Origin of the sequence: Streptomyces sp. NBC_00690 (genome assembly GCF_036226685.1) — a bacterium.
Classification (GTDB): Bacteria; Actinomycetota; Actinomycetes; order Streptomycetales; family Streptomycetaceae; genus Streptomyces.
Map to the genome: position 1 here is coordinate 1,337,767 of NZ_CP109009.1, position 20,818 is coordinate 1,358,584.

The 20,818-nt window shown below is 68.8% G+C and carries 21 protein-coding genes and 1 riboswitch; of the genes, 17 read left to right on the forward strand and 4 right to left on the reverse strand.

Going from position 1 to position 20,818, the window contains the following annotated elements; genetic code table 11:
• Nucleotides 1–48 precede the first annotated feature (48 nt).
• Nucleotides 49–492, reverse strand: a complete 444-nt coding sequence (locus OID54_RS05910) for a MerR family transcriptional regulator (RefSeq protein ID WP_329014952.1) — start codon at nt 490–492, stop codon at nt 49–51.
• A 59-nt stretch (nt 493–551) separates the two neighbouring features.
• Between OID54_RS05910 and OID54_RS05915 the strand changes: the two genes are divergently transcribed.
• Nucleotides 552–1,460 (forward strand): NAD(P)-dependent oxidoreductase, encoded by a 909-nt coding sequence (locus OID54_RS05915; protein ID WP_329014955.1) that lies wholly within the window; start codon nt 552–554, stop codon nt 1,458–1,460.
• Nucleotides 1,461–1,630: 170 nt separating this feature from the next.
• Here the strand turns inward: OID54_RS05915 and OID54_RS05920 are convergent, their stop codons facing one another.
• Entirely contained in the window at nt 1,631–2,125 is a 495-nt protein-coding gene (locus OID54_RS05920; protein ID WP_329014958.1) for a DUF4430 domain-containing protein, read from the reverse strand.
• A 134-nt stretch (nt 2,126–2,259) separates the two neighbouring features.
• Nucleotides 2,260–2,408, reverse strand: a riboswitch (cobalamin riboswitch).
• 230 nt (nt 2,409–2,638) lie between these two features.
• Between OID54_RS05920 and OID54_RS05925 the strand changes: the two genes are divergently transcribed.
• On the forward strand, nt 2,639–3,733 hold the full coding sequence (locus OID54_RS05925) for a M20 family metallopeptidase (protein WP_329027286.1): 1,095 nt from the start codon (nt 2,639–2,641) through the stop codon (nt 3,731–3,733).
• A 216-nt stretch (nt 3,734–3,949) separates the two neighbouring features.
• On the opposite strand, the gene OID54_RS05930 is transcribed toward OID54_RS05925, so the two are convergent.
• Nucleotides 3,950–5,470, reverse strand: coding sequence for a DEAD/DEAH box helicase (locus OID54_RS05930; RefSeq protein WP_329014961.1), 1,521 nt, complete (start codon nt 5,468–5,470; stop codon nt 3,950–3,952).
• A gap of 265 nt (nt 5,471–5,735) precedes the next feature.
• Complete coding sequence (locus OID54_RS05935) at nt 5,736–5,939, reverse strand: cold-shock protein (RefSeq protein ID WP_142215547.1); 204 nt, start codon at nt 5,937–5,939, stop codon at nt 5,736–5,738.
• Between the two features lie 588 nt (nt 5,940–6,527).
• Here OID54_RS05935 and OID54_RS05940 point away from each other — a divergent pair.
• The 15 genes from OID54_RS05940 (at nt 6,528) to OID54_RS06005 (ending at nt 20,682) form a co-directional block, all read left to right on the forward strand.
• Complete coding sequence (locus OID54_RS05940; protein ID WP_329014964.1) at nt 6,528–7,583, forward strand: hydrogenase expression protein HypE; 1,056 nt, start codon at nt 6,528–6,530, stop codon at nt 7,581–7,583.
• A 64-nt stretch (nt 7,584–7,647) separates the two neighbouring features.
• Complete coding sequence (locus OID54_RS05945) at nt 7,648–9,432, forward strand: nickel-dependent hydrogenase large subunit (RefSeq protein ID WP_329014966.1); 1,785 nt, start codon at nt 7,648–7,650, stop codon at nt 9,430–9,432.
• A complete protein-coding gene (locus OID54_RS05950) occupies nt 9,429–9,905 on the forward strand; it encodes a thioredoxin (RefSeq protein WP_329014970.1) in 477 nt (158 codons plus the stop codon). The genes OID54_RS05945 and OID54_RS05950 overlap by 4 nt, the downstream gene beginning before the upstream one ends.
• On the forward strand, nt 9,902–10,558 hold the full coding sequence (locus OID54_RS05955) for a DUF5947 family protein (protein WP_329014972.1): 657 nt from the start codon (nt 9,902–9,904) through the stop codon (nt 10,556–10,558). Before OID54_RS05950 ends, OID54_RS05955 begins: the two co-directional genes overlap by 4 nt.
• On the forward strand, nt 10,555–11,235 hold the full coding sequence (locus OID54_RS05960; RefSeq protein ID WP_329014974.1) for a DUF6084 family protein: 681 nt from the start codon (nt 10,555–10,557) through the stop codon (nt 11,233–11,235). The genes OID54_RS05955 and OID54_RS05960 overlap by 4 nt, the downstream gene beginning before the upstream one ends.
• A complete protein-coding gene (locus OID54_RS05965) occupies nt 11,232–12,653 on the forward strand; it encodes a hypothetical protein (protein ID WP_443055532.1) in 1,422 nt (473 codons plus the stop codon). The genes OID54_RS05960 and OID54_RS05965 overlap by 4 nt, the downstream gene beginning before the upstream one ends.
• Entirely contained in the window at nt 12,650–13,186 is a 537-nt protein-coding gene (locus OID54_RS05970) for a hydrogenase maturation protease (RefSeq protein WP_329014976.1), read from the forward strand. Before OID54_RS05965 ends, OID54_RS05970 begins: the two co-directional genes overlap by 4 nt.
• Complete coding sequence (locus tag OID54_RS39160; protein ID WP_383541596.1) at nt 13,180–13,284, forward strand: DUF6893 family small protein; 105 nt, start codon at nt 13,180–13,182, stop codon at nt 13,282–13,284. The genes OID54_RS05970 and OID54_RS39160 overlap by 7 nt, the downstream gene beginning before the upstream one ends.
• Before the next feature lie 190 nt (nt 13,285–13,474).
• Nucleotides 13,475–13,843, forward strand: coding sequence for a hydrogenase maturation nickel metallochaperone HypA (gene hypA / locus OID54_RS05975; protein WP_329014979.1), 369 nt, complete (start codon nt 13,475–13,477; stop codon nt 13,841–13,843).
• Nucleotides 13,844–13,906: 63 nt separating this feature from the next.
• Nucleotides 13,907–14,788 carry a hydrogenase nickel incorporation protein HypB gene (gene hypB / locus OID54_RS05980; RefSeq protein ID WP_329014982.1) on the forward strand — a complete coding sequence of 294 codons (882 nt, stop codon included), beginning with the start codon at nt 13,907–13,909 and terminating at the stop codon, nt 14,786–14,788.
• Nucleotides 14,788–17,139 (forward strand): carbamoyltransferase HypF, encoded by a 2,352-nt coding sequence (gene hypF, locus OID54_RS05985; protein WP_443055756.1) that lies wholly within the window; start codon nt 14,788–14,790, stop codon nt 17,137–17,139. The genes hypB and hypF overlap by 1 nt, the downstream gene beginning before the upstream one ends.
• A 14-nt stretch (nt 17,140–17,153) precedes the next feature.
• The gene (locus OID54_RS05990) at nt 17,154–17,447 is read left to right on the forward strand and encodes a HypC/HybG/HupF family hydrogenase formation chaperone (RefSeq protein ID WP_329014984.1); all 294 of its coding nucleotides are present in this window, start codon (nt 17,154–17,156) and stop codon (nt 17,445–17,447) included.
• Nucleotides 17,444–18,568, forward strand: coding sequence for a hydrogenase formation protein HypD (gene hypD / locus OID54_RS05995; RefSeq protein WP_329014987.1), 1,125 nt, complete (start codon nt 17,444–17,446; stop codon nt 18,566–18,568). Before OID54_RS05990 ends, hypD begins: the two co-directional genes overlap by 4 nt.
• Nucleotides 18,561–19,634 (forward strand): hydrogenase expression/formation protein HypE, encoded by a 1,074-nt coding sequence (gene hypE / locus OID54_RS06000; protein WP_329014989.1) that lies wholly within the window; start codon nt 18,561–18,563, stop codon nt 19,632–19,634. Before hypD ends, hypE begins: the two co-directional genes overlap by 8 nt.
• A gap of 307 nt (nt 19,635–19,941) precedes the next feature.
• Nucleotides 19,942–20,682 (forward strand): restriction endonuclease, encoded by a 741-nt coding sequence (locus OID54_RS06005; protein WP_329014991.1) that lies wholly within the window; start codon nt 19,942–19,944, stop codon nt 20,680–20,682.
• Nucleotides 20,683–20,818 lie beyond the last annotated feature (136 nt).

A 20,818-nucleotide genomic window follows, 5' to 3' on the forward strand; every position in this document is an offset into this window, starting at 1 on the left:
GCCGTGCGATCGACTGCTGACGCCTCAGGCTGCCTGCTCCGGCGCCAGTCAGATGTGCGTAACGAGCGGTGACACAGCGGCGTCGCCGGGCCGTTGTGCGGCACCGGCCGCGTGGCAGGCTTCTGGATCGGCGCCTCCGGTCAGCGCCGTGGCAGCGATGACGGCGTCCAGCCTGTCCCGTGCGGCCAGCAGGCCGGCCACGGCCTCGTCGATGCGTTCACGCTCCCGGTTCAGGTCGGGCAGCATGCCGGAACAGGCCGGTGCCAGGGTCTGCCCGTCGTCGACCATGCAGGGCATCAGTTCGGCGATCGTCGCGGTGTTGAGACCGGCGCCGAGCAGCATGCGGATGCCCCGGACGGTGGCCACGTCCTCTTCCGTGAACTCGCGATATCCGCTGGGCCGCCGCGACGGCTTGAGCAGCCCCTGCTCCTCGTAGTAGCGCACCAGGCGCTGGCTGACCCCGGTCCGCCGGGAGAACTCCCCCATGCGCATGTGATGACCACCACGTTCAGTTGACTCTCACATCGATGTGAGACAGCAGTCTATTCCGCATGACGAATCAGCAATCAACAAGCCCTCAGCACGCACCCGTTACCGTCCTCGGCCTCGGCCCGATGGGCCTGGCCCTTGCGGAGACACTGGGAGACCACGGCCACGCCACGACCGTCTGGAACCGCACCCCGGAGAAAGCCGACAGCCTCGTCGCCAAGGGCGCCCGCCGCGCGAGGACCGTCGCCGATGCAGTGTCCGCGAGCCCTGTCACGATCCTGTGTCTCAAGGACTACACAACCATGTACGCGGTTCTCGAATCGGCTGATGATGCCTTGGAGGGGCGCGTACTGGTGAACCTCAACTCCGGTACCCCCAACGAGGCGCACGCAGCGGTCACCTGGGCAACCTCGCGAGGTGCCGCCTACCTGGACGGCGCGATCATGGTGCCACCGCCGCTCGTCGGACACCCCGAGTCCGTCTTCCTCTACAGCGGTCCACAGGATGTCTTCGACGAGCATCGGGCGACGCTGGCGAGCATGGGCAACCCTCGATACCTCGGCTCCGACCCCAGCTTGGCAGTGCTCTACAACGCTGCACTGCTCGACCTGATGTACGCGACCATCAACGGCTTTCTGCACGCCACGGCGCTGGTCGGATCGGCGAACGTCTCAGCGGCCACCTTCGCCGATCTCGCACTCAACTGGTTCATGCCCTCGGTGGTGGACTCAACTCTTACCGAGCAGGCTCCCGATCTGGACAAGGGCAACTACCCAGGCGACGTCGGCACCATGGAGATGAATCTCAATGCACTGGAGCACATCACCCGTACCTGTGTGGAGCAGGGCGTTCACTCCGACCAGCCGCGGCTGATGAAGGAGATCGCCGAGCAAGCGATCGCCGACGGCTACGGCGGCAAGAACTATCTGGCCGTGTTCGAAGTCTTCAAGAAGGCGACACAGGTTTCATGACCTCGTTCCGGGCGGTGCACGCAGATCGGTTGCTGCAACTGTCCCTGGGACAAGGGCCGATACCGCCCGTGTGATGCGGGGCGTCCGCTGTCATGCCGCCTCGACGTCGAGCCGGGTGAGGTCGACGTCGAGGCGCAGTACCCAACAGGGCGAACGTTGCCTGATGTGGCCTAGAAGGCGGTCCAGGTGAAGGCGACGTGGTCACCGGTCCTGATGCGGAACTGGCAGCCACCGACCGGTGTGGGTACGCCGTTCACCGATATGTTCCAGTACGCGGACGCCCCACCGCTGACTCCCTTGATGGTGTCCACGGAGAAGTCGTCGAAGGACGAGTACCAGGTGCCGTCCCAGGTGAAGTGGCGCTTGCGGGCCGCATCGTCGAGTGCTGCGGTCGGGGTGGGTACGGCGGTCGGGTACTGACCGCCGTTGGTGCCGTCACAGCGGTGAGTACCACCCGTCGCGGTGGTGACGTCGTGCCCCTTCGTTCTGATGAGGCCCTTGAAGAGGCGACCTTCCGGTCCTTGCACCGTGAGCTTCACGAAGACCGGCGCATTCGTGGGGACGGTGGTGGGCGCGGGCGTCGCATGGGCGAGAGGTGCGGCGGTGAGAGTGAGGCCGAGCACGGCGGTGAGGGTCGCAACGCGGAGGGCGAGCGTCTGGCGCACGAGGGTGCCTTTCCGATGGAGGCCAACCGCGCGACCCCCTGAGAACCGAGCAACGGCCCACGCACCGCCCCATGGACGGACGCTGCCGTGCACCGGACTCAGGGCTTCGCGCCGCAGACCATGGCGGTGGGAAGCAGTGCACGCGCGTCACGACGGGCGTTCCGGCTCACGGCAGCCCATTGCCGATCACGGTTGCAGGTCAGCGCCGGAATCACACCGGCTTTCCCCAGTCGTACGCGCATTGAGTTGTCACACCGGTGGGACCGGAGCCCACGCATCGTAGCCTGCTGTCGCCGTTCTTGGCATGATTCCCAACGAACTTACGCTTTACCGGAGTTCGACCCGATCGGGGGTGTCCATGAGCGAGTACCGCAGCTGTCGTGGCGGCCCACGAACCGCCCCGTCCGCCGCGCCGAAGGCCCGCATCGACGGCAGTGGGCCGGGGGCGCCAGATCGGGTCGACGGGCTCAGTCCTCCTGCATTCAACGAAGGGACCCCGTGGATCTCAACCGCATGCTGACCGAGTTGGAAGAGCTCGTCCTGTGCGAATCCTTCTCGGCCGACCATCAGGCCGTGGCCCGCAGTGCGACGACGGTCGCGGCGCAGGGCAGCCGATGGCTGGACACGGCTCCCGAAACCCTGGTGATCGGCGGGGTGACCCATCTGCGCTGGACCTTCGGCGTCCCCCGGGTGCTCCTGGTCGGGCACCACGACACCGTATGGCCGATCGGCTCGTTGTCCATCCATCCCTGGTCCGTCGAGGACGGCATCGCTCGTGGACCCGGTGTCTTCGATATGAAGGCGGGACTGGTGCAGATGTTCCACGCGGTGGGGAGTCTCGATTCCCTCGACGGCATCTGCATCCTGATCACGGGGGACGAGGAGGTCGGCTCCCGCACCTCGCGGGAGTTGATCCTGGAATCGGCGCAGGGGTGTGCGGCGGCCCTCGTCCTGGAGGCGTCCGCCGACGGCGGGGCGTTGAAGACCGTGCGCAAGGGCGTGTCCCGGTACGACATCGCCGTGCGGGGCAGAGCCGCGCACTCCGGTCTCCAGCCGGAGAAGGGAATCAATGCGGCGATCGAGGCCGCCCACCAGATCCTTGCACTCGCCGAACTGGACGCGCTGATGCGCGAGGGCCGACCGCACGGCCCGGAGGCCACCACCATCACCCCGACCCTCGTCTCCGCGGGCACCTCTGGCAACACGGTCCCCGATCTGGCCACGATCCGTGTCGACGTACGGGCCGCCAGCGCTGCGGCTCTGACGCGGGTGGACGAACTGATCCGCACGCTCACCGTACGGACTCCCGGTGCACATCTGACCGTCGAAGGCGGGCCCCATCGGCCGCCGTTGGAACACGGCTCCTCGGCCGCGCTGTTCACGTCGGCACAGCAGGCGGCGGCCCGTCTCGGGATGGAGCCGTTGCGGGCGGCGGCGGTGGGGGGCGCATCGGACGGCAATCTCACCGCGGGCGCTGGTGTCCCGACCCTGGACGGTCTCGGCGCGGTGGGCGGTGGTGCCCATGCGGACGACGAGCATGTGGTGGTGTCCGAGATGCCGCTTCGGGCCGCACTCCTGGCCGAGTTGATCAGTACGGTGCGTGGCTGAAAGGAGCTGGGTCCCCACCGAGGGCGCACTCGCCGCGGAGAAGAGTCCCATCGGCCCGGGCTATCCATAGCGGAAGCCGCGCGATCGCCCATGAAGGCCCATGAAGGCCCAGCACGAAGGGGCCGCTCGCCTGATGTGGCGAGCGGCCCCTTGGCTGTTCGGGTCGTCCCGCCCGGCGCCCTGCGAAAGGACGGCCGTGCGGTACGGAGGTGCGAGCTAGGCCGAGCGTCGCACCCGGGCCGCCTTGCGGGCTTCGGCGGTGCGGCGGGACTCGGTGGACCGACGGGACGCACCGCCGGCGCGGGCGGGCTGACCAGGTCGGGTTCCGCGGCCCCGGAAGGGGGCACTGCCCGTCTTGGGACGCTGTGCGGCCGGGGCGCTCACATTGATGATGGGGACGCCCGAGGGTGCCTGAGCGGCGGTGATGCGGGTCAACTCGGCCTCGCCCGAACGCACCTGTGTGGTGTGCGGCGCAATGTCGGCGTCCGACATCAGTCGCGTCATCTCACGCCGCTGATCAGGGGTGACCAGGGTGACCACACGGCCCGACTCGCCCGCACGGGCGGTCCGGCCGCCCCGGTGCAGATAGTCCTTGTGGTCCGCAGGCGGATCGACGTTGACGACGAGGTCGAGATCGTCCACATGGATGCCGCGTGCCGCGACGTTGGTCGCCACCAGCACGGTGACCTCGCCGGACTTGAACTGCGCCAGTGTGCGGGTGCGCTGCGGCTGGGACCTGCCGCCGTGCAGCGCGGCGGCGTGGACGCCGACGCTCAGCAGGTGCTTGGTGAACTTGTCCACCGACCGCTTGGTGTCGAGGAACATGATCACGCGCCCGTCCCGAGCGGCGATCTCGGTGGCGACGCTGTGCTTGTCGGCCGCGTGGACGTGCAGGAGGTGGTGTTCCATCGTGGTGACCGCGCCGACGGAGGGGTCGACGGAGTGGACCACCGGGTCGTGGAGGTAGCGACGGACCAGGGTGTCGATGCTGCGGTCCAAGGTGGCGGAGAAGAACATCCGCTGCCCTTCGGCGTTGACCTGGTCGAGCAGCCGGGTGACCTGGGGCATGAAGCCCATGTCCGCCATCTGGTCGGCCTCGTCCAGGACGGTGATGCGCACCCGGTCCAGGCGGCAGTCGCCGCGCTCGATGAGGTCGTTCAACCGCCCGGGGGTGGCGACGATCACGTCGGCCCCGGCGCGCAGTGCAGCGGCCTGCTTGCCGATCGACAGTCCGCCCACGAGGGTGGCCAGTCGCAGCCCGAGGGAGCGGGCGTACGGGGTGAGTGCCTCGTTGACCTGCTGGGCCAGTTCGCGCGTGGGAACCAGGACCATGGCCAGCGGCTGCCGGGGGGTGGCGCGGTTTCCGGCGGTGCGGGTGAGGAGCGCCAGTCCGAAGGCGAGCGTCTTGCCCGATCCGGTGCGTCCGCGGCCCAGGACATCCCGCCCGACCAGGGCGTTGGGCAGGGTCGCGGCCTGGATCGGGAAGGGCTCGGTCACTCCCAGGGTGGTGAGCGTCTTCAGTACCGGAGCGGGAAGCTCCATTGCGTCGAAGGTCTCTACCGCCGGGAGTGCGGGAGTGATGGTGGTGGGAAGTTGGAAGTCCTGCTTCGGCGCGGGGCGGGGGCGTCCGTTGGAGCCACCCTGGCCCTGGGAGCGGGGGTTGCCGCTGCGACCTGAGCCTGTGGGGGTGCGCTTGCGCGAAGGGGAGGAACGATTCGTACGATGTGGGCGCTGCATGGAGACCTTTCCCCGATATGGCGCGTATCGAGGAATCCCCCGGTGCAAAGAAACCGAATGAATCGCAGAAACGAGCCGAAATGCTGAAGACACGGGCCGTGCTGGTGCTGTAATAGCGCTACCAGGGCATCCGGAATGTCAAGAACTCACCGTGGTGAGGGAGTTGCCATGAGGTCCCGGCCCTGCGTTGGCGAACCTCACATGCGGCAACGAACCAGGGCCCGCACCTCGGGTGCGGGCCCCAGTCGTCTAACACTTTTTAGCTTTAGGCGGGAACGATGTTCTCCGCCTGGGGGCCCTTCTGGCCCTGGGTGACATCGAAGTTCACCTTCTGGCCTTCCTGAAGCTCACGGAAGCCAGAGGTCGCGATGTTCGAGTAGTGGGCGAAGACGTCCGGGCCGCCACCCTCCTGCTCGATGAATCCGAAACCCTTTTCCGCGTTGAACCACTTCACGGTGCCAGTAGCCATAACAAAATCTCCTTGGGGCATGCTCGGGATTCCACACTGTGCGGAACCCGGCGTCGCCGCGATGATTGCCCCGTCCGGAGATACCGGAAGTATAAAAGTGTCCGACGGAATACGAAACCGCCGACCACTCGAAATATATGGGAACCACAACTGCAACTTAAACAGACTAGCACGCCTGACGATTCTTCTTCGAGCCCCATCTCAGGGCAGACCTCGACCGGAGCGGCGGCGGCACCCCTGACCCCTTGGGGCGCCTGACCTCCGCAGGTCCGAGCCCTCGAGAAGATCCATGCGAGTGCGTGTCCAAGGGGACTCCCCCACGACCGCCCTCCACCTTCATTATCGCCCATATGTACGATTTATCCAGCCGGTCGCCACTCCACCGGCCGAGCGCGCCCCGCCGACCGACATCGGCACCGACACCGGCACCGGCATCCGAAGACCTCCACCACCCCGCACCGACCGCCACCCGCGGTACGGCTTTCCGGGCGACCGCACCGGGGCTTCCGAGCAGCACCGCCCGGGGCGAGGTGCTATGACCTTAGTGAGCAATCTCGGATGATTTGTTCCTTTTAGGGAGGCGGCTTCATGAACGGGACGGCTACCACCGGCACCGAGACCGACACGGTGCACATCCTCTGGATCAACGCGGGCCTCAGCTGCGACGGCGACTCGGTGGCCCTGACCGCGGCGATGCAGCCGAGCATCGAGGAGATCGTCACCGGAGCGCTCCCCGGCCTGCCCAAGGTCGCCGTGCACTGGCCGCTGATCGACTTCGAATGCGGCCCGGTGCAGGGAGCGGACAACTTCATCGAGTGGTTCTTCAAGGCGGAACGCGGCGAGATCGAGCCGTTCGTCCTGGTCGTCGAGGGTTCCATCCCCAATGAGCAGATCAAGAACGAGGGCTACTGGTGCGGGTTCGGCGACGACCCCGAGACCGGTCAGCCCATCACCACTAGTGAGTGGCTCGACCGGCTCGCCGCCAAGGCGACCGCGGTCGTCGCCATCGGCACCTGCGCCACCTACGGCGGCATCCACGCCATGGCGGGCAACCCGACCGGCGCCATGGGCGTCCCCGACTACCTCGGCTGGGACTGGAAGTCCAAGGCCGGGTTGCCGATCGTCTGCGTACCGGGTTGCCCCATCCAGCCGGACAACTTCGCCGAGACGCTCACCTATTTGCTGTACCAGCTTGCCGGCTCCGCGCCGATGATCCCGCTCGACGACAAGCTCCGCCCCACCTGGCTCTTCGGCGCGACCGTCCACGAGGGCTGCGACCGCGGCGGCTACTACGAGCAGGGCCAGTTCGCCTCGGAATACGGCACGCCCGAGTGCCTGGTGCGCCTCGGCTGCTGGGGCCCGGTGGTGAAGTGCAACGTCACCAAGCGCGGCTGGATCAACGGCATCGGCGGCTGTCCCAACGTGGGCGGCATCTGCATCGGCTGCACCATGCCCGGATTCCCCGACAAGTTCATGCCGTTCATGGACGCCCCGCCCGGATCGCACATCTCCAGCAACGCCAGCTCCGCGTACGGAGCGGTGATCAGGCGGCTGCGCACGATCACCTCGAAGACGCTCGACAAGGAACCCAAGTGGCGTCGGACCGGCCGCCAGCTGACGACCGGCTACCGCTCGCCGCGATGAGTGCGCGGCCCCACCGGTGCCGCCGGCTACGTAGCACCGCTCCCAGAAGGGCATGAGAGACACGATGGCAGCAAAGACCAAGGCGGCCGGTGACGGCAGTGGCCTGGTGGAGATGGCCTGGGACCCGATCACGCGGATCGTGGGCAGCCTGGGCATCCACACGAAGATCGACTTCAAGCAGAAGAAGGTCGCGGAGTGCTACAGCACCTCCTCGGTCTTCCGCGGCTACAGCGTCTTCATGCGGGGCAAGGACCCACGCGACGCCCACTTCATCACCAGCCGGATCTGCGGCATCTGCGGCGACAACCACGCCACGTGCTCCGTCTACGCCCAGAACATGGCCTACGGGGTGAAGCCACCGCACCTCGCCGAGTGGATCATCAATCTCGGCGAGGCGGCCGAGTACATGTTCGATCACAACATCTTCCAGGAGAACCTGGTCGGGGTCGACTACTGCGAGCGGATGGTCCGCGAGACCAATCCCGGAGTCCTGGAACTGGCCGAGCGCACCAAGGCGCCCCATGCGGGCGACCATGGATATCGGACGATCGCCGACATCATGCGCTCCCTCAACCCGATCGAGGGCGAGTTCTACCGTGAGGCGCTCCAGGTCAGCCGCTACACCCGGGAGATGTTCTGTCTGATGGAGGGGCGCCATGTGCACCCCTCCACCCTCTATCCGGGCGGCGTGGGCACGGTGGCCACCGTGCAGTTGTTCACCGACTACCTCACCCGCCTGATGCGGTACGTGGAGTTCATGAAGAAGGTCGTCCCGCTCCACGACGACCTCTTCGACTTCTTCTATGAGGCGTTGCCCGGGTACGAGGAGGTCGGCCGGCGACGGGTGCTGCTGGGGTGTTGGGGCAGCCTGAACGACCCGGACCACTGCGACTTCACCTACCAGAACATGACGGACTGGGGACGGAAGATGTTCGTCACCCCGGGCGTCGTCGTCGACGGCAAACTGGTCACCAACGACCTCACCGAGATCAACCTCGGTATCCGCATCCTGCTCGGCAGCTCGTACTACGAGGACTGGGAGGGCAAGGACCTCTTCGTCACCCACGACCCGTTGGGAAACCCCGTCGACCCCCGGCACCCGTGGAACCAGCACACCATTCCCGCCCCGCAGAAGCGGAACTTCGACGAGAAGTACAGCTGGGTGATGTCCCCCCGCTGGTTCGACGGCAAGGAGCACCTGGCCCTGGACACCGGCGGCGGCCCCATCGCACGGCTCTGGTCCACCGCCCTGTCAGGTCTCGTCGACATCGGATACATCAAGGCGACCGGCCACAGCGTGGTCATCAACCTGCCTCGGTCGATGACCAAGCCGGAGACCACCTTCGAGTGGAAGATCCCGAAGTGGAGCAATGCGCTGGAGCGCAATCGCGCCCGCACCTACTTCCAGGCGTACGCAGCCGCTGCGGCACTCCACTTCGCGGAGAAGGCCCTTGCGGAGGTGCGCGCCGGTCGCACCCAGACCTGGGAGAAGTTCGAGGTGCCGGACGAGAGCATCGGCTGCGGCTTCACCGAGGCGGTGCGGGGCGTCCTGTCGCACCACATGGTGATCCGGGACGGCAAGATCGCCAACTATCACCCGTATCCCCCCACGCCTTGGAACGCCAGCGTCCGGGACAACTTCGGCACTCCGGGACCGTACGAGGACGCGGTGCAGAACACCCCGATCTTCGAGGAGAACTCCCCGGAGAACTTCAAGGGCATCGACATCATGCGCGCCGTCCGCAGCTTCGACCCCTGCCTGCCCTGCGGTGTGCACATGTACGTGGGCGGTGGGCGCACCCTCCAGCAGATGCACGTGCCCACCGGTCTGAGCGGGCTCGGCGGATGACAGCGGACCAAACGGGTGCGCGGGTTCAGGAGGCGCTGGACCGGCTGACCGGCAGCGGGGCGCAGGAGGCGGGCGAGGCGCTGGTCCGCGAGCTGATGGCGTTCTACGACGAGGGGCTGACCGCGCTGGTGAAGGCCGTGCCGGCGCGGGATCTGGCGCCGCTCCTGGACGCTCCCGCGGTGGCCGGCCTGCTGGTGCTGCACGAACTGCACCCGGAGGACGTCGGGGCGCGCATCGACCGGGCACTGACGACCCTGGCCGGGTCGGAGATCGAGTTCGTCGGCTTCCAGCCGGACAGCGGCACGCTCACACTGCGGCGGGCAGCGTCGGGCTGCGGTTGTGGCAGCGGTGCGACGGACGTGGAGGACACGATCGCCTGCCATGCACCGGAGGTGACCGAGATCGTGTGGCGAACCGCCCCCGCGCTGCTCCAGATCGGCACCCGTCCCCCGACGTCGGCGGAGGCAAGATGAGCGGGCACCAGGGCCAGGGGGCGGGTGTCCGGCTGTTGCGGGCCCTGCGTGCTCCGGCACCACCGCAGCCGGAGCGCTGCGCCTTCTGTGCGGTGGCCCTCGTACCGGGCCATCGCCATCTCGCGGACACCGAGGAACGGGCCCTGGTGTGCGCGTGTACGGCGTGCAGCCTGCTGTTCCAACGCCCCGGTGCCGGGGACGGGCGCTATCGCGCGGTGCCCGACCGCTATCTGACCGACCCCGGCAGGGAGCCGGGCGAGGACGTGTGGACGACGCTGTGCATCCCGGTGAGCACCGCGTTCGTGCTCCACAACACAGCTCTCGGACACCCGGTGTTGTGCTATCCGAGTCCGGCCGGTGCCACCGAGAGCGAGTTGGACGAGTCGACCTGGCGGTCGGTGTTCGCCGACAACCGCCTGGCCGCCATCCTGGAGCCCGATGTGGAGGCCCTGTTGTTGCGTCGTCCGCGGGGAGAGCAGGGGGAGTACCACTGCTTCCTCGTGCCCGTCGACATCTGCTACGAACTGGTGGGACGGATGCGTCTGCACTGGCGCGGCTTCGACGGCGGTACCGAGGCCCACAGGGAACTCGACGCCTTCTTCGCCGCGGTCGCGGACCGGGCTAGACCCCTGCCGAAGGAGGTCGCGGTATGACCGACCTCGGATTCATCTGTACGGGAGTGCGGGCCGATCCACATGCGGCGGGTCCCACGCTGGTGCTGCGGCTGCGCATCACGGCGGATCCGGGGACGCGTGTCCATGCACTGGCGCTGCGGTGCCAGTTGCGGCTGCAACCCGCCCGTCGTGGCTACTCCGACGCGGAGGGCGCGCGGTTGACCGATCTGTTCGGCGAGCGCTCGCGCTGGGGCACCACCCTCAATCCGATCGAGTTCGCCCAGGTGCCGGTGATGGTCCCCGGGTTCACCTCGGAGACCGAGGTGGATGTGGTGGTCCCCTGCACCTATGACGTGGACATCGCTTCGGCCCGCTACTTCCGGTCGCTCGACGAAGGCGACGTACCCCTTCTGCTGTTGTTCTCGGGGACGGTGTTCAGCGGTCCGGCCGGCTTCCAGGTCACTCCGGTGCCCTGGGACAAGGAGGCGTCGGTGGGCCTGCCGGTGAGCGTCTGGCGGGAGATGATCGAGCAGCACTTTCCCGGCTGCGGTTGGCTGCGGCTGCCCGGTGATCTGATGGACGATCTGCTCGCCTTCCGCACCGGCAGGGCACTGCCTTCGTGGGAGGCGACCGTACGCACCCTGCTCGATGCCGTGGAACCCGCGGGCCATGACGGTGAGCGCACGGCGGTGCCGACCGGGGAGGGCGTGCGGTGACCGAGGTGCGCAGTGGGACCGTGCAGTCCTGCGCCGATGCACAGGAGCTTCCGGCCGAGTGGGACGCCCGGCTGGAGGCGGTACGACAGATCGCCGACGCCGTGCTGTTCGAGGGGTACGTCCTCTACCCCTACCGGGCGTCGGCGGCCAAGAACCAACTGCGCTGGCAGTTCGGTGTCCTCGTACCGCCCGGATACGGCGAGGACAGCGCCGAGCACACCCATCAGCGGACGGAGTGCCTGATGGAACCGCGGCGGGGCGCGCGGATCGCGGTCGAGTTGCGGTTCCTGCGCGCCCAGCGCAAGACCGTGCAGCGGGTCGCCGAGGACGGCGGCTACGAGACGGTCCCGCGTCTGGAGTGCGCGAACCGGGTGCTCGTCCCGTGGGACGAGGGCACCGAGGAGCGCATCCGGCTGGTGGTGCCGGTGGCCGAACTCGCGGACGGGGTGACCCATCCGTTCCGGCTGCCCGCGCGGCGCACCGAGGAGGGGCTCGACGAGTCGGGTGTACGGGTGGGACGGCTGGTGCGGGTCGCCGAGGAGGTCTCGGGCGTGCTCCGGTTGGGCACCGCGGAGATTCCCGGCCCCTACAGCGCACTGCGGTTGACCGCCGTGGTGGAGAACACCAGTCGCTGGCACGGCGCGGGAGAGTCCCGCAGGGAGGCGGCCCTACCGCACTCCCTGGTCTCGGCACACCTCGTGCTCGCCCTCGACCACGGCTCCTTCCTGTCGATGACCGACCCGCCCCGGTGGGCCGAGGCTGCCGTGGCCGAATGCCGCAACGAACACACCTGGCCGGTCCTCGCGGGCACACCGGACCGGGCGGACGTGGTGCTGTCGTCGCCGATCATCCTGGAGGACCATCCGCACATCGCCCCGGAGAGTCCCGGTGCGCTCTACGACGCCACCGAGATCGACGAGATCCTCGCCCTGCGCACGGCAGCCCTGACCGACCAGGAGAAGCGGGAGGCCCGGGGCACCGATGACCGCGCCGGGGCCGTCATCGACCTGGCCGACTCCATGCCGCCCGAGGTGTTGGAACGGTTGCACGGAGCCGTACGGGCGATGCGGGACGTCTGCGGCCCCGGCGCAACGGCGTCGGACGCAGGAGAACAACCCTGGTGGGATCCCGGGGGCGACCGGGACGTGGACCCGGCCCGGGACCGGGTGGTCATCGACGGGCGGCAGATCGGCGCAGGAAGCCGGGTCCGATTGGGCCCTGGCCGTCGGCGCACCGACGCCCAGGATCTCTTCCTGGAGGGGCGCACCGCCCTGGTGGAGGCGGTCCTCCACGACGTGGACGGATCGGTGCACCTGGCCGTGACGGTGGAGGACGATCCGGGGGCCGACCTCTGGCGGGTGCAGGGCAGGTTCCGCTACTACCAGCCCGACGAAGTGATCCCGCTGGAGGAGTCATGACCGAGCGCCGGGTGCTGGTGGCCGGGGTGGGCAACGTCTTCCTCGGCGACGACGGATTCGGGGTGGAGACCCTGCAACGCCTGGTGGGCGGGGGGCTCCCGGACGGCGTCGACGCAGTCGACTTCGGTGTGCGCGGCGTCCATCTGGCGTATCAACTCCTCGACGGCTACCGGACCCTGGTCCTCGTGGACGCCACCTCGCGCGGCGGGGCTCCGGGGACGGTGTACCTGATCGAGGCGCGGACCGGTCCGGTGGAGTCCCTGGACACCCCGGCGCTGGACGGCCACCGGATGGGGCCGGACGCGGTGCTTGCGCTGTTGGACACCCTGAGCGCCGGTACGGACGGCGTACCGCCCGAGCGGGTGTTGGTGGTGGGGTGCGAGCCGGCCTCGTTGGAGGAGGGCATGGGGCTGAGCGCCCCGGTGTCCGCGGCCGTCGACGAGGCGGTGGGCCTGATCCGGCAGGTGCTTGACGCAGAGGTCAACCGGGCGACGGGGAGCCCACCGTACGAGAGGAAGGCGACAACATGCTGAAGACCGTGTTCCTGGGGGCCGTCGGGGCCCTGGTCGGGGCGATCGTCTGGCAGAGCCTGCCGGACCTCAAGCGGTATCTGCGCATCTCCCAGATGTGATCCGCGGGGCGCACTCGCAGCGGCGAGTGGGCCAGGGCGTCGAATGCTGCCGACGGGGTTGCTCCCGGCTGGCCCTACGGCGTGGCTTCCCCCCTGCGCGACGGTGAGGCAGTGCAATGGAGCCGCTGTCATGCCGTGCGTCCGAGCCGCTGCCAGCTCCCGGAGTGGTGCCGTGGAATGAGGCGTACCGATGCATGAGATGTCGATCGCGGCGGCCGTCGTCGAGCAAGTGGGTCGGGTGGCGGTCGACCAGCGTGCGACGGGTGTGACGACCGTACGGCTGGACGTCGGCGAACTCGCCGGAGTGGTCCCATCGGCATTGGACTTCTGCTTTGCGCTGGCCTGCCAGGGGACCCTGCTGGAGGGCGCCTCCCTGAAGACCCGGACCGTGCCGGCACGGGCCAGATGTGGTCCGTGCGACGTCGAATGGCATCCGGGCATGCCGCCTGACCTGGTCTGCCCACAGTGCCAGGGCGCCAGGGCGGAGTTGTTGAGCGGCCGTGAGCTCCAGATCCGCGACGTCCAGTGGGCTGACGGTCCGTTGCCCGCTCACCAGTGACCCCGGACACCACCGACCCTGCCCAGCGAACCGCCCAGCGAACCGACGAGGAAGGCGAACCCCATGTGCCGTACGACCGATCTCCGGCAGGCAGTCCTCGCCAGGAACGATGCCAGCGCCGATGCTCTGCGGGCGGAGCTCGCGGGCAGGGGCGCCATTGCGGTGAACCTGCTGTCCAGCCCCGGCAGCGGGAAGACGGCGCTGTTGGAGTCCGAACTCGCCCTGGCCAAGAAGCGCGGAGTGCCGGTCGCCGCGCTGACGGCCGACCTGGCCACCGACAACGACGCCGAACGGCTGGCCCGGGCCGGCGTACCGGTGCAACAGGTGCTCACCGACGGGCTGTGCCATCTGGAAGCGGTGATGCTGCGGGGCTATCTCGCGGGCTGGCTGCCCCGGGGCACCCAACTGCTGTTCGTGGAGAACGTGGGCAATCTGGTCTGCCCGGCCGCCTATGACCTCGGTGAGTCGCTGCGGGTGACGCTGGCATCGGTGACCGAGGGGGAGGACAAACCGCTCAAGTACCCCGGCGCGTTCGGGCTGGCCCATCTGGTGGTGGTCACCAAGACGGACATCGCCGCCGCGGTGGAGTTCGACGAGGAGGCGTTCCTACGGAATGTGACCCGCGTCAATCCCGGGGTGGAAGTGGTCTTCACCTCGGCCCGCAGCGGGCAGGGCGTCGGCGTGCTGCTGGAACGGGCACTGGCCGTACGCAACGGTGCGCAGGTGCACCGGCCGGTGATGGCCCGCACATCGACGGCGCACGATCACATCCACTCCCCGGCGGGAGCGGCGTCACCCGCCGCGACGGCCCGGGAACACCAGCACACGCACGACCACGATCACATCCACGATGGACTGCCGCACACCCACGGGGCTCCCCAGCACGATCACGATCCGCTCCCGCAGGCGCACCGGGGTGAGCGTCCGAGCGTGGATCGGTGGTGATCCACCCCGCACCCCCAGTCGTCCCGCTGCGCCGCAGGGTCACCGTCCAGGGCCAGGTCCAAGGCGTAGGGTTCCGGCCGTTCGTCTTCACGCTCGCCTCCGAACTCGAACTCTGCGGGCAGGTGACCAATACCGGCGAGGGAGTGCTTGCGGAGGTCGAAGGCCACCCGAAAGCGGTGGAAGCCTTCTGCCATCGGGTCGCAGCCGATGCACCGGCCCTGGCCCGGGTGGTGTCCGTACGGCACGAGAACGTCGCGGCCACCGGTGCCGCGGGCTTCACGATCGCCCCATCCCTGGCCTCCCAGCGCAGCGGACGGAGTCTGATTCCTCCCGACACCGCGACCTGTGCGCAGTGCCTGGCCGAACTCTTCGACCCCGCCGACCGACGCCACCGGCATCCGTTCATCACCTGTACGGGGTGCGGTCCGCGCTTCACCATCGTCACCGCGCTGCCCTACGACCGTCCCTCCACCACCATGGCGGGCTTCCCGATGTGCGCACGCTGCGCCCGGGAGTACCGCGACCCCTCCGACCGGCGCTTCCACGCCCAACCCATCTCCTGCCATGACTGCGGCCCCCGGCTCTCGCTGATCGCACCGGGGGCGAGCACCCTCGACGGCGATGCGGCGCTCGTCGAGGCCCGTCGGCTGTTGGCTGCGGGGGCGGTGCTGGCCGTCAAGGGCATCGGCGGCTACCACCTGGTGTGTGACGCCGAGAACGTCGAGGCGGTCCGTCGGTTGCGCCGTCGCAAGAACCGGGGGGATAAGCCGTTCGCCCTGATGACGGCCGATCTCGGCCACCTCGAACCGTTCGTCGCCTTCGACCCGGTGGAGCGGGCGCTCATGGCCTCCCCACCACGGCCGATCGTCCTCCTGCGGCGCCGCACCGACGGTGACCGTCGGAACGCACCCCTGCCGAACACACTCGCGGCGGCGCTGGAGGCCGTGGCACCGGGCTGCCCGGACCTGGGGGTGATGCTGCCGTACGCACCGGTGCACCATCTGCTCTTCGGGCTTCCGGGGGATCCGGTCGGACCGCGGCTGCTGGTGATGACCAGCGCCAACCGTGGCGGCGAGCCGATCGTCACCGATGACCGCGAAGCGCGGGAACAGCTTGCGCCCCTGGTGGACGGCTGGTTGGCACATGACCGCCCCATCCATGTGCCCTGCGACGACTCGGTGGTGCGGGTCGTGGAGGGCGCGCCCCTCCCGTTGCGGCGTTCACGCGGCTTCGTGCCCACTGCGGTTCCCCTCCCCCTGGCGGTCGGGCCGGTCCTCGCCGTCGGGGGCGACTTGAAGAACACCTTCGCCGTGGCCGAGGGGCGCTCCGCCTGGCTGTCCGGGCACATCGGCGACATGGACGACCTGGCCACGCTCAGTGCCTTCGACCGGGCCGTGGACCATCTCGTCGCGGTCACCGGTGTGACACCACGTCGTGTGGCGGCGGACCGCCACCCCGGCTACCGCTCGGGGAAACGGGCCCAACACCGCGCCGGAGCGGACCGGGTGTCGCTCGTACAGCATCATCACGCTCACATCGCAGCCGCCATGGCGGAGCACGGCTTGGACGGGACACGGCCGGTGATCGGTGTCGCCTTCGACGGCACCGGCTACGGGGACGACGGCGCGGTCTGGGGCGGTGAGGTGCTCGTGGCCGACTACGCGGACCACCGCCGCTTTGGCCAACTGCGGTACGTGCCGCTTCCCGGCGGGGATGCCGCAGTGGCCCGTCCGTACCGGATGGCGCTGGCCCACCTCTGGGCGGCCGGCGTCGACTGGGCCCCGGATCTGGCTTGCGTGGAAGCCTGCCCCGAGGACGAACGCCGAGTGCTGGCACAGCAGTTGTCGGCGGGCGCGGCCTGTGTTCCCACCTCCAGCATGGGGCGACTCTTCGACGCCGTCTCCTCCCTCGCGGGCGTCTGTCACCGGGCGGAGTACGAGGCGCAGGCGGCGATCGAGTGGGAGGGCGTGGCCTATGCCCATGGCCCTGCGGACGGCTATCGCTTCGCCCTGGCGCTCGAAGCTGGACGGTGGATCGCCGATCCAGCACCGGTGCTCGTGGACCTCGTGGCCGATCTGCGGGCCGGGGCGGAAGTGGGTCTGACGGCAGCCCGGTTCCACACCGCGGTTGCGGAGTTGGTCGGAGATCTCTGCGCCCGAGCACGCGAGGAACACGGTCTGGAGACGGTCGCCCTCACGGGCGGTGTCTTCGCCAACGCCCTTCTGCTGTCGGCCTGCGTGCGCGGGCTGTCGGCGGATGGATTCACGGTGCTGCGGCACCAGTCGGTGCCGCCCAACGACGGTGGACTGGCGCTCGGCCAGCTGATGGTCGCCGCGCGGGCCGCGAACTGAGAGGAGTCAGCCCCATGTGCCTGGCGGTGCCTGGCAGGGTGATCGAGATCGCCGAGCAGGACGGTACGCGGATGGCCGTCGTGGATTTCGGCGGTGTGGTGAAGGACGTGTGCCTGGAGTACCTGCCGGACCTGGAGGTGGGCGAGTACGCCATTGTGCACGTCGGCTTCGCACTCCAGCGGCTGGATGAGGAGTCGGCGCGCAAGACCCTGGAGCTGTTCGCCGAACTCGGCCTGCTCCAGGAGGAGTTCGGCGACCCGTGGGAAGCAGCCGCGGGCGATGTGACACCGTCGGAGGCGGAGCGATGAAGTATCTGGAGGAGTTCCAGGATCCGGAGTTGGCCCGCGGTCTGCTGGAGGACATCAGGGCCACCGTCACCCGCCCCTGGGCACTGATGGAGGTGTGCGGCGGGCAGACCCACACCATCATCCGGCACGCCATCGACCAGTTGCTGCCCGAGGGCGTGGAGCTGATCCACGGCCCCGGCTGCCCGGTCTGTGTGACACCGTTGGAGGTCATCGACAAAGCGCTGGAGATCGCGTCACGGCCCGGGGTGATCTTCTGCTCCTTCGGTGACATGTTGCGCGTGCCCGGCACCGGGCGCGATCTCTTCCGCGTGCGCAGCGAGGGCGGTGACGTCCGGGTGGTGTACTCGCCGCTGGACGCCCTGCGGATCGCCCGGGAGAACCCGGACCGCGAGGTGGTGTTCTTCGGGATCGGGTTCGAGACCACCGCGCCGCCCAATGCGATGGCGGTCTACCAGGCCCGCAGACACGGCGTCCGCAACTTCAGCATGCTCGTCTCGCATGTGCGCGTGCCACCCGCCATCGAGGCCATCATGACCTCACCGGACTGCCGGGTGCAGGGCTTCCTGGCCGCCGGTCATGTGTGCAGTGTGATGGGCATCGGCGAGTACCCCGAGTTGGCGGCCCGTCATCGGGTGCCCATCGTCGTCACTGGCTTCGAGCCGCTCGACATCCTGGAGGGCATCCGGCGCACGGTGAAGCAGTTGGAGCGCGGTGAGCACACGGTCGAAAACGCCTATCCGCGGGCGGTGCGGTCGGAGGGCAACCCGGCGGCCCGGGTGATGTTGGAGGACGTCTTCGAGGTCACCGATCGCGCGTGGCGCGGGATCGGCACGATCCCGCTCAGCGGCTGGCGACTCTCCCCCCGCTACCGGGAGCACGATGCGGAGCACCGCTTCGACGTCGTCGACATCGCCACGCTGGAGCCGGCCGAGTGCCGCAGCGGCGAAGTCCTCCAAGGGCTGTTGAAACCGCATGAGTGCGAGGTGTTCGGCACGACCTGCACACCTCGCACACCGCTCGGGGCCACCATGGTCTCCAGCGAGGGGGCCTGCGCCGCCTACTACCTCTACCGACGCCTGGGCAGCCCGGCGACCCGTCTGGAGGCGAACCCCGTTGGCTAGCATCCAAGCCCCCGACGAACTGGACTTCGCCGGCTGGACGTGTCCCCTGCCGCTGAGGGACCACCCGCGGGTGGTGATGGGGCACGGCGGAGGCGGCGCCCTGTCCGCGGAGTTGGTGGAGCACGTCTTCATCCCGGCGTTCGGCGGCGAGGTCCTCGCCGACCTCGGCGACAGCGCCGTCCTGACCCTGGGGGATGCCCGCTTGGCCTTCTCCACCGATTCGTACGTGGTCAGGCCGCTGTTCTTCCCCGGCGGGAGCATCGGCGACCTCGCGGTCAACGGCACCGTCAACGACCTCGCGATGAGCGGTGCCCGGGCCGCCTATCTGTCCTGCGGCTTCATCCTGGAAGAAGGAGTGGAGACGGAGGTGGTGGGCCGAGTCGCCAAGGCGCTCGGCAACGCGGCCCGAACTGCGGACGTCCAGGTGGTGACCGGTGACACGAAGGTCGTGGAAGCCGGCCATGGGGACGACATCTACATCAACACCTCCGGAATCGGACTGATCCCGCGGGGAGTGGACATTCGACCGCAGCGGGCGGCACCGGGCGATGTGGTGATCGTCAGCGGTGAGATCGGGCTCCACGGCATTGCGATCATGAGCGTGCGCGAGGGCCTGGAGTTCGGCGTGGAGATCGCCAGCGACTGCGCCGCGCTCGGCGGGCTGGTCCAGGCCATGCTGGACGTCACCCCGGACATCCATGTGCTGCGTGATCCCACCCGCGGGGGCTTGGCTGCGTCACTCCATGAGATCGCCACCGCGGCGGGCGTCGGGGTCCGCATCGAGGAACGCGCCGTGCCGGTGCCCCCTCAAGTCGCCAACGCCTGCGCGATCCTGGGGCTCGATCCGTTGTACGTCGCCAATGAGGGCAAGCTCGTGGCCTTCGTGCCGCGCGAGGAGGCTGATGCGGTCCTCGCCGTCATGCGGGCCCATCCACTGGGCGCGGGTGCCGCGGTGATCGGTGAGTGCGTGGCGGAGCATCCGGGAATGGTGGTCGCCCGTACGGGGTTCGGCGGCACTCGGGTCGTCGATCTGCCGTTGGGCGAGCAACTGCCGCGCATCTGCTGAGGTCGAGAGGTAATACCCGGTGTGGGGGGCCTTGGTCGAATCAGGGCTCCCCACACCGGTGCCAACCCTTGCCGGGGGGGCCGGGTCTTGAGTCGGCGGTTGCCGGTCGGCGCGCACGCCAAAGGGCCCCGACGAGGTGTACCCAGGCGCCTTGCGTACGGCGACGCTCCCCAGCCGCGTGAAGCTGGCTGGTGGGGGCAGATGCGAAGCCAGGAGCGATCTTGGAACGCCGTACTGGGAGATGAGGCCACCGATGACGATGCCCGCGCGCCGGCCGAGAACAGCCCGCCGGAGACCTGCCTTCAGCATGCGTCAGACGGTCCTGGCGTTCGGCGTCGCAGCCGTTCTGATCTGCGGGGCCGGATTGAGCCTCAGGGCGATCTGGGAGGCGTCGGGGCGACATGCGATGTTCTGGCCCGCGGTGTTCGTCGCAGCCGCCCTCCTGGTGGCGCTGTGGATACGATCGCCGCGCCGTGCCCGTACCGGCCCGGTCGAGGAACCGTCGCTGCCGGTACGGCCGGAGTTCTCCGCGGCCGACATCGATGAACTGCCGGAACCCGCGATGAACTCGTCGTACGAGCCCGAGGCCGGGGCGGTCGCGGGGCCATCAGACTTCGCGGCCATGGACCCCGCCGCCTTCGAGGTCGCCATCGGGGAGTTGTGTGAACGCGCGGGTTGTGTGGACATCGAGGTCACCGGAGGCGCGGGGGACCTGGGCGCCGATGTGCTGGCCACCGCGCCCGACGGCCGGCGCATGGTGATCCAGTGCAAAAGGTACGGCCCGGCCAACAAGGTCGGCTCGCAGGACATGCAGCGCTTCGGCGGTACCTGCTTCTCGGTGCACGAGGCACAGATCGCCGCGGTCGTGACCACCGGCGAGTTCACCGCACCCGCACAGGAGTACGCGGAACAGTGCGGCATCGTGTGCATCGACCACGATGCGCTCATGGCCTGGGCAGACGGCATAGGCCCTGCTCCATGGGAGATCCCGAGCGGGGAGGCGACCGCCGGGATACGGCCCTGTTCTCCCGAAGCTGCCGCGAAGTGACAAGTAACTCAGCGCGTCGTTAGGGCCTTGGCTTCTGTACGAGGTCGGTCGGGGAAGGCTGCTGAGGGTCCGCCATGGGCCTGGAATTTCGCACAATGCAAGTCGCAGAAGGGGGTCCGTCCCGCTTTTGAATGAG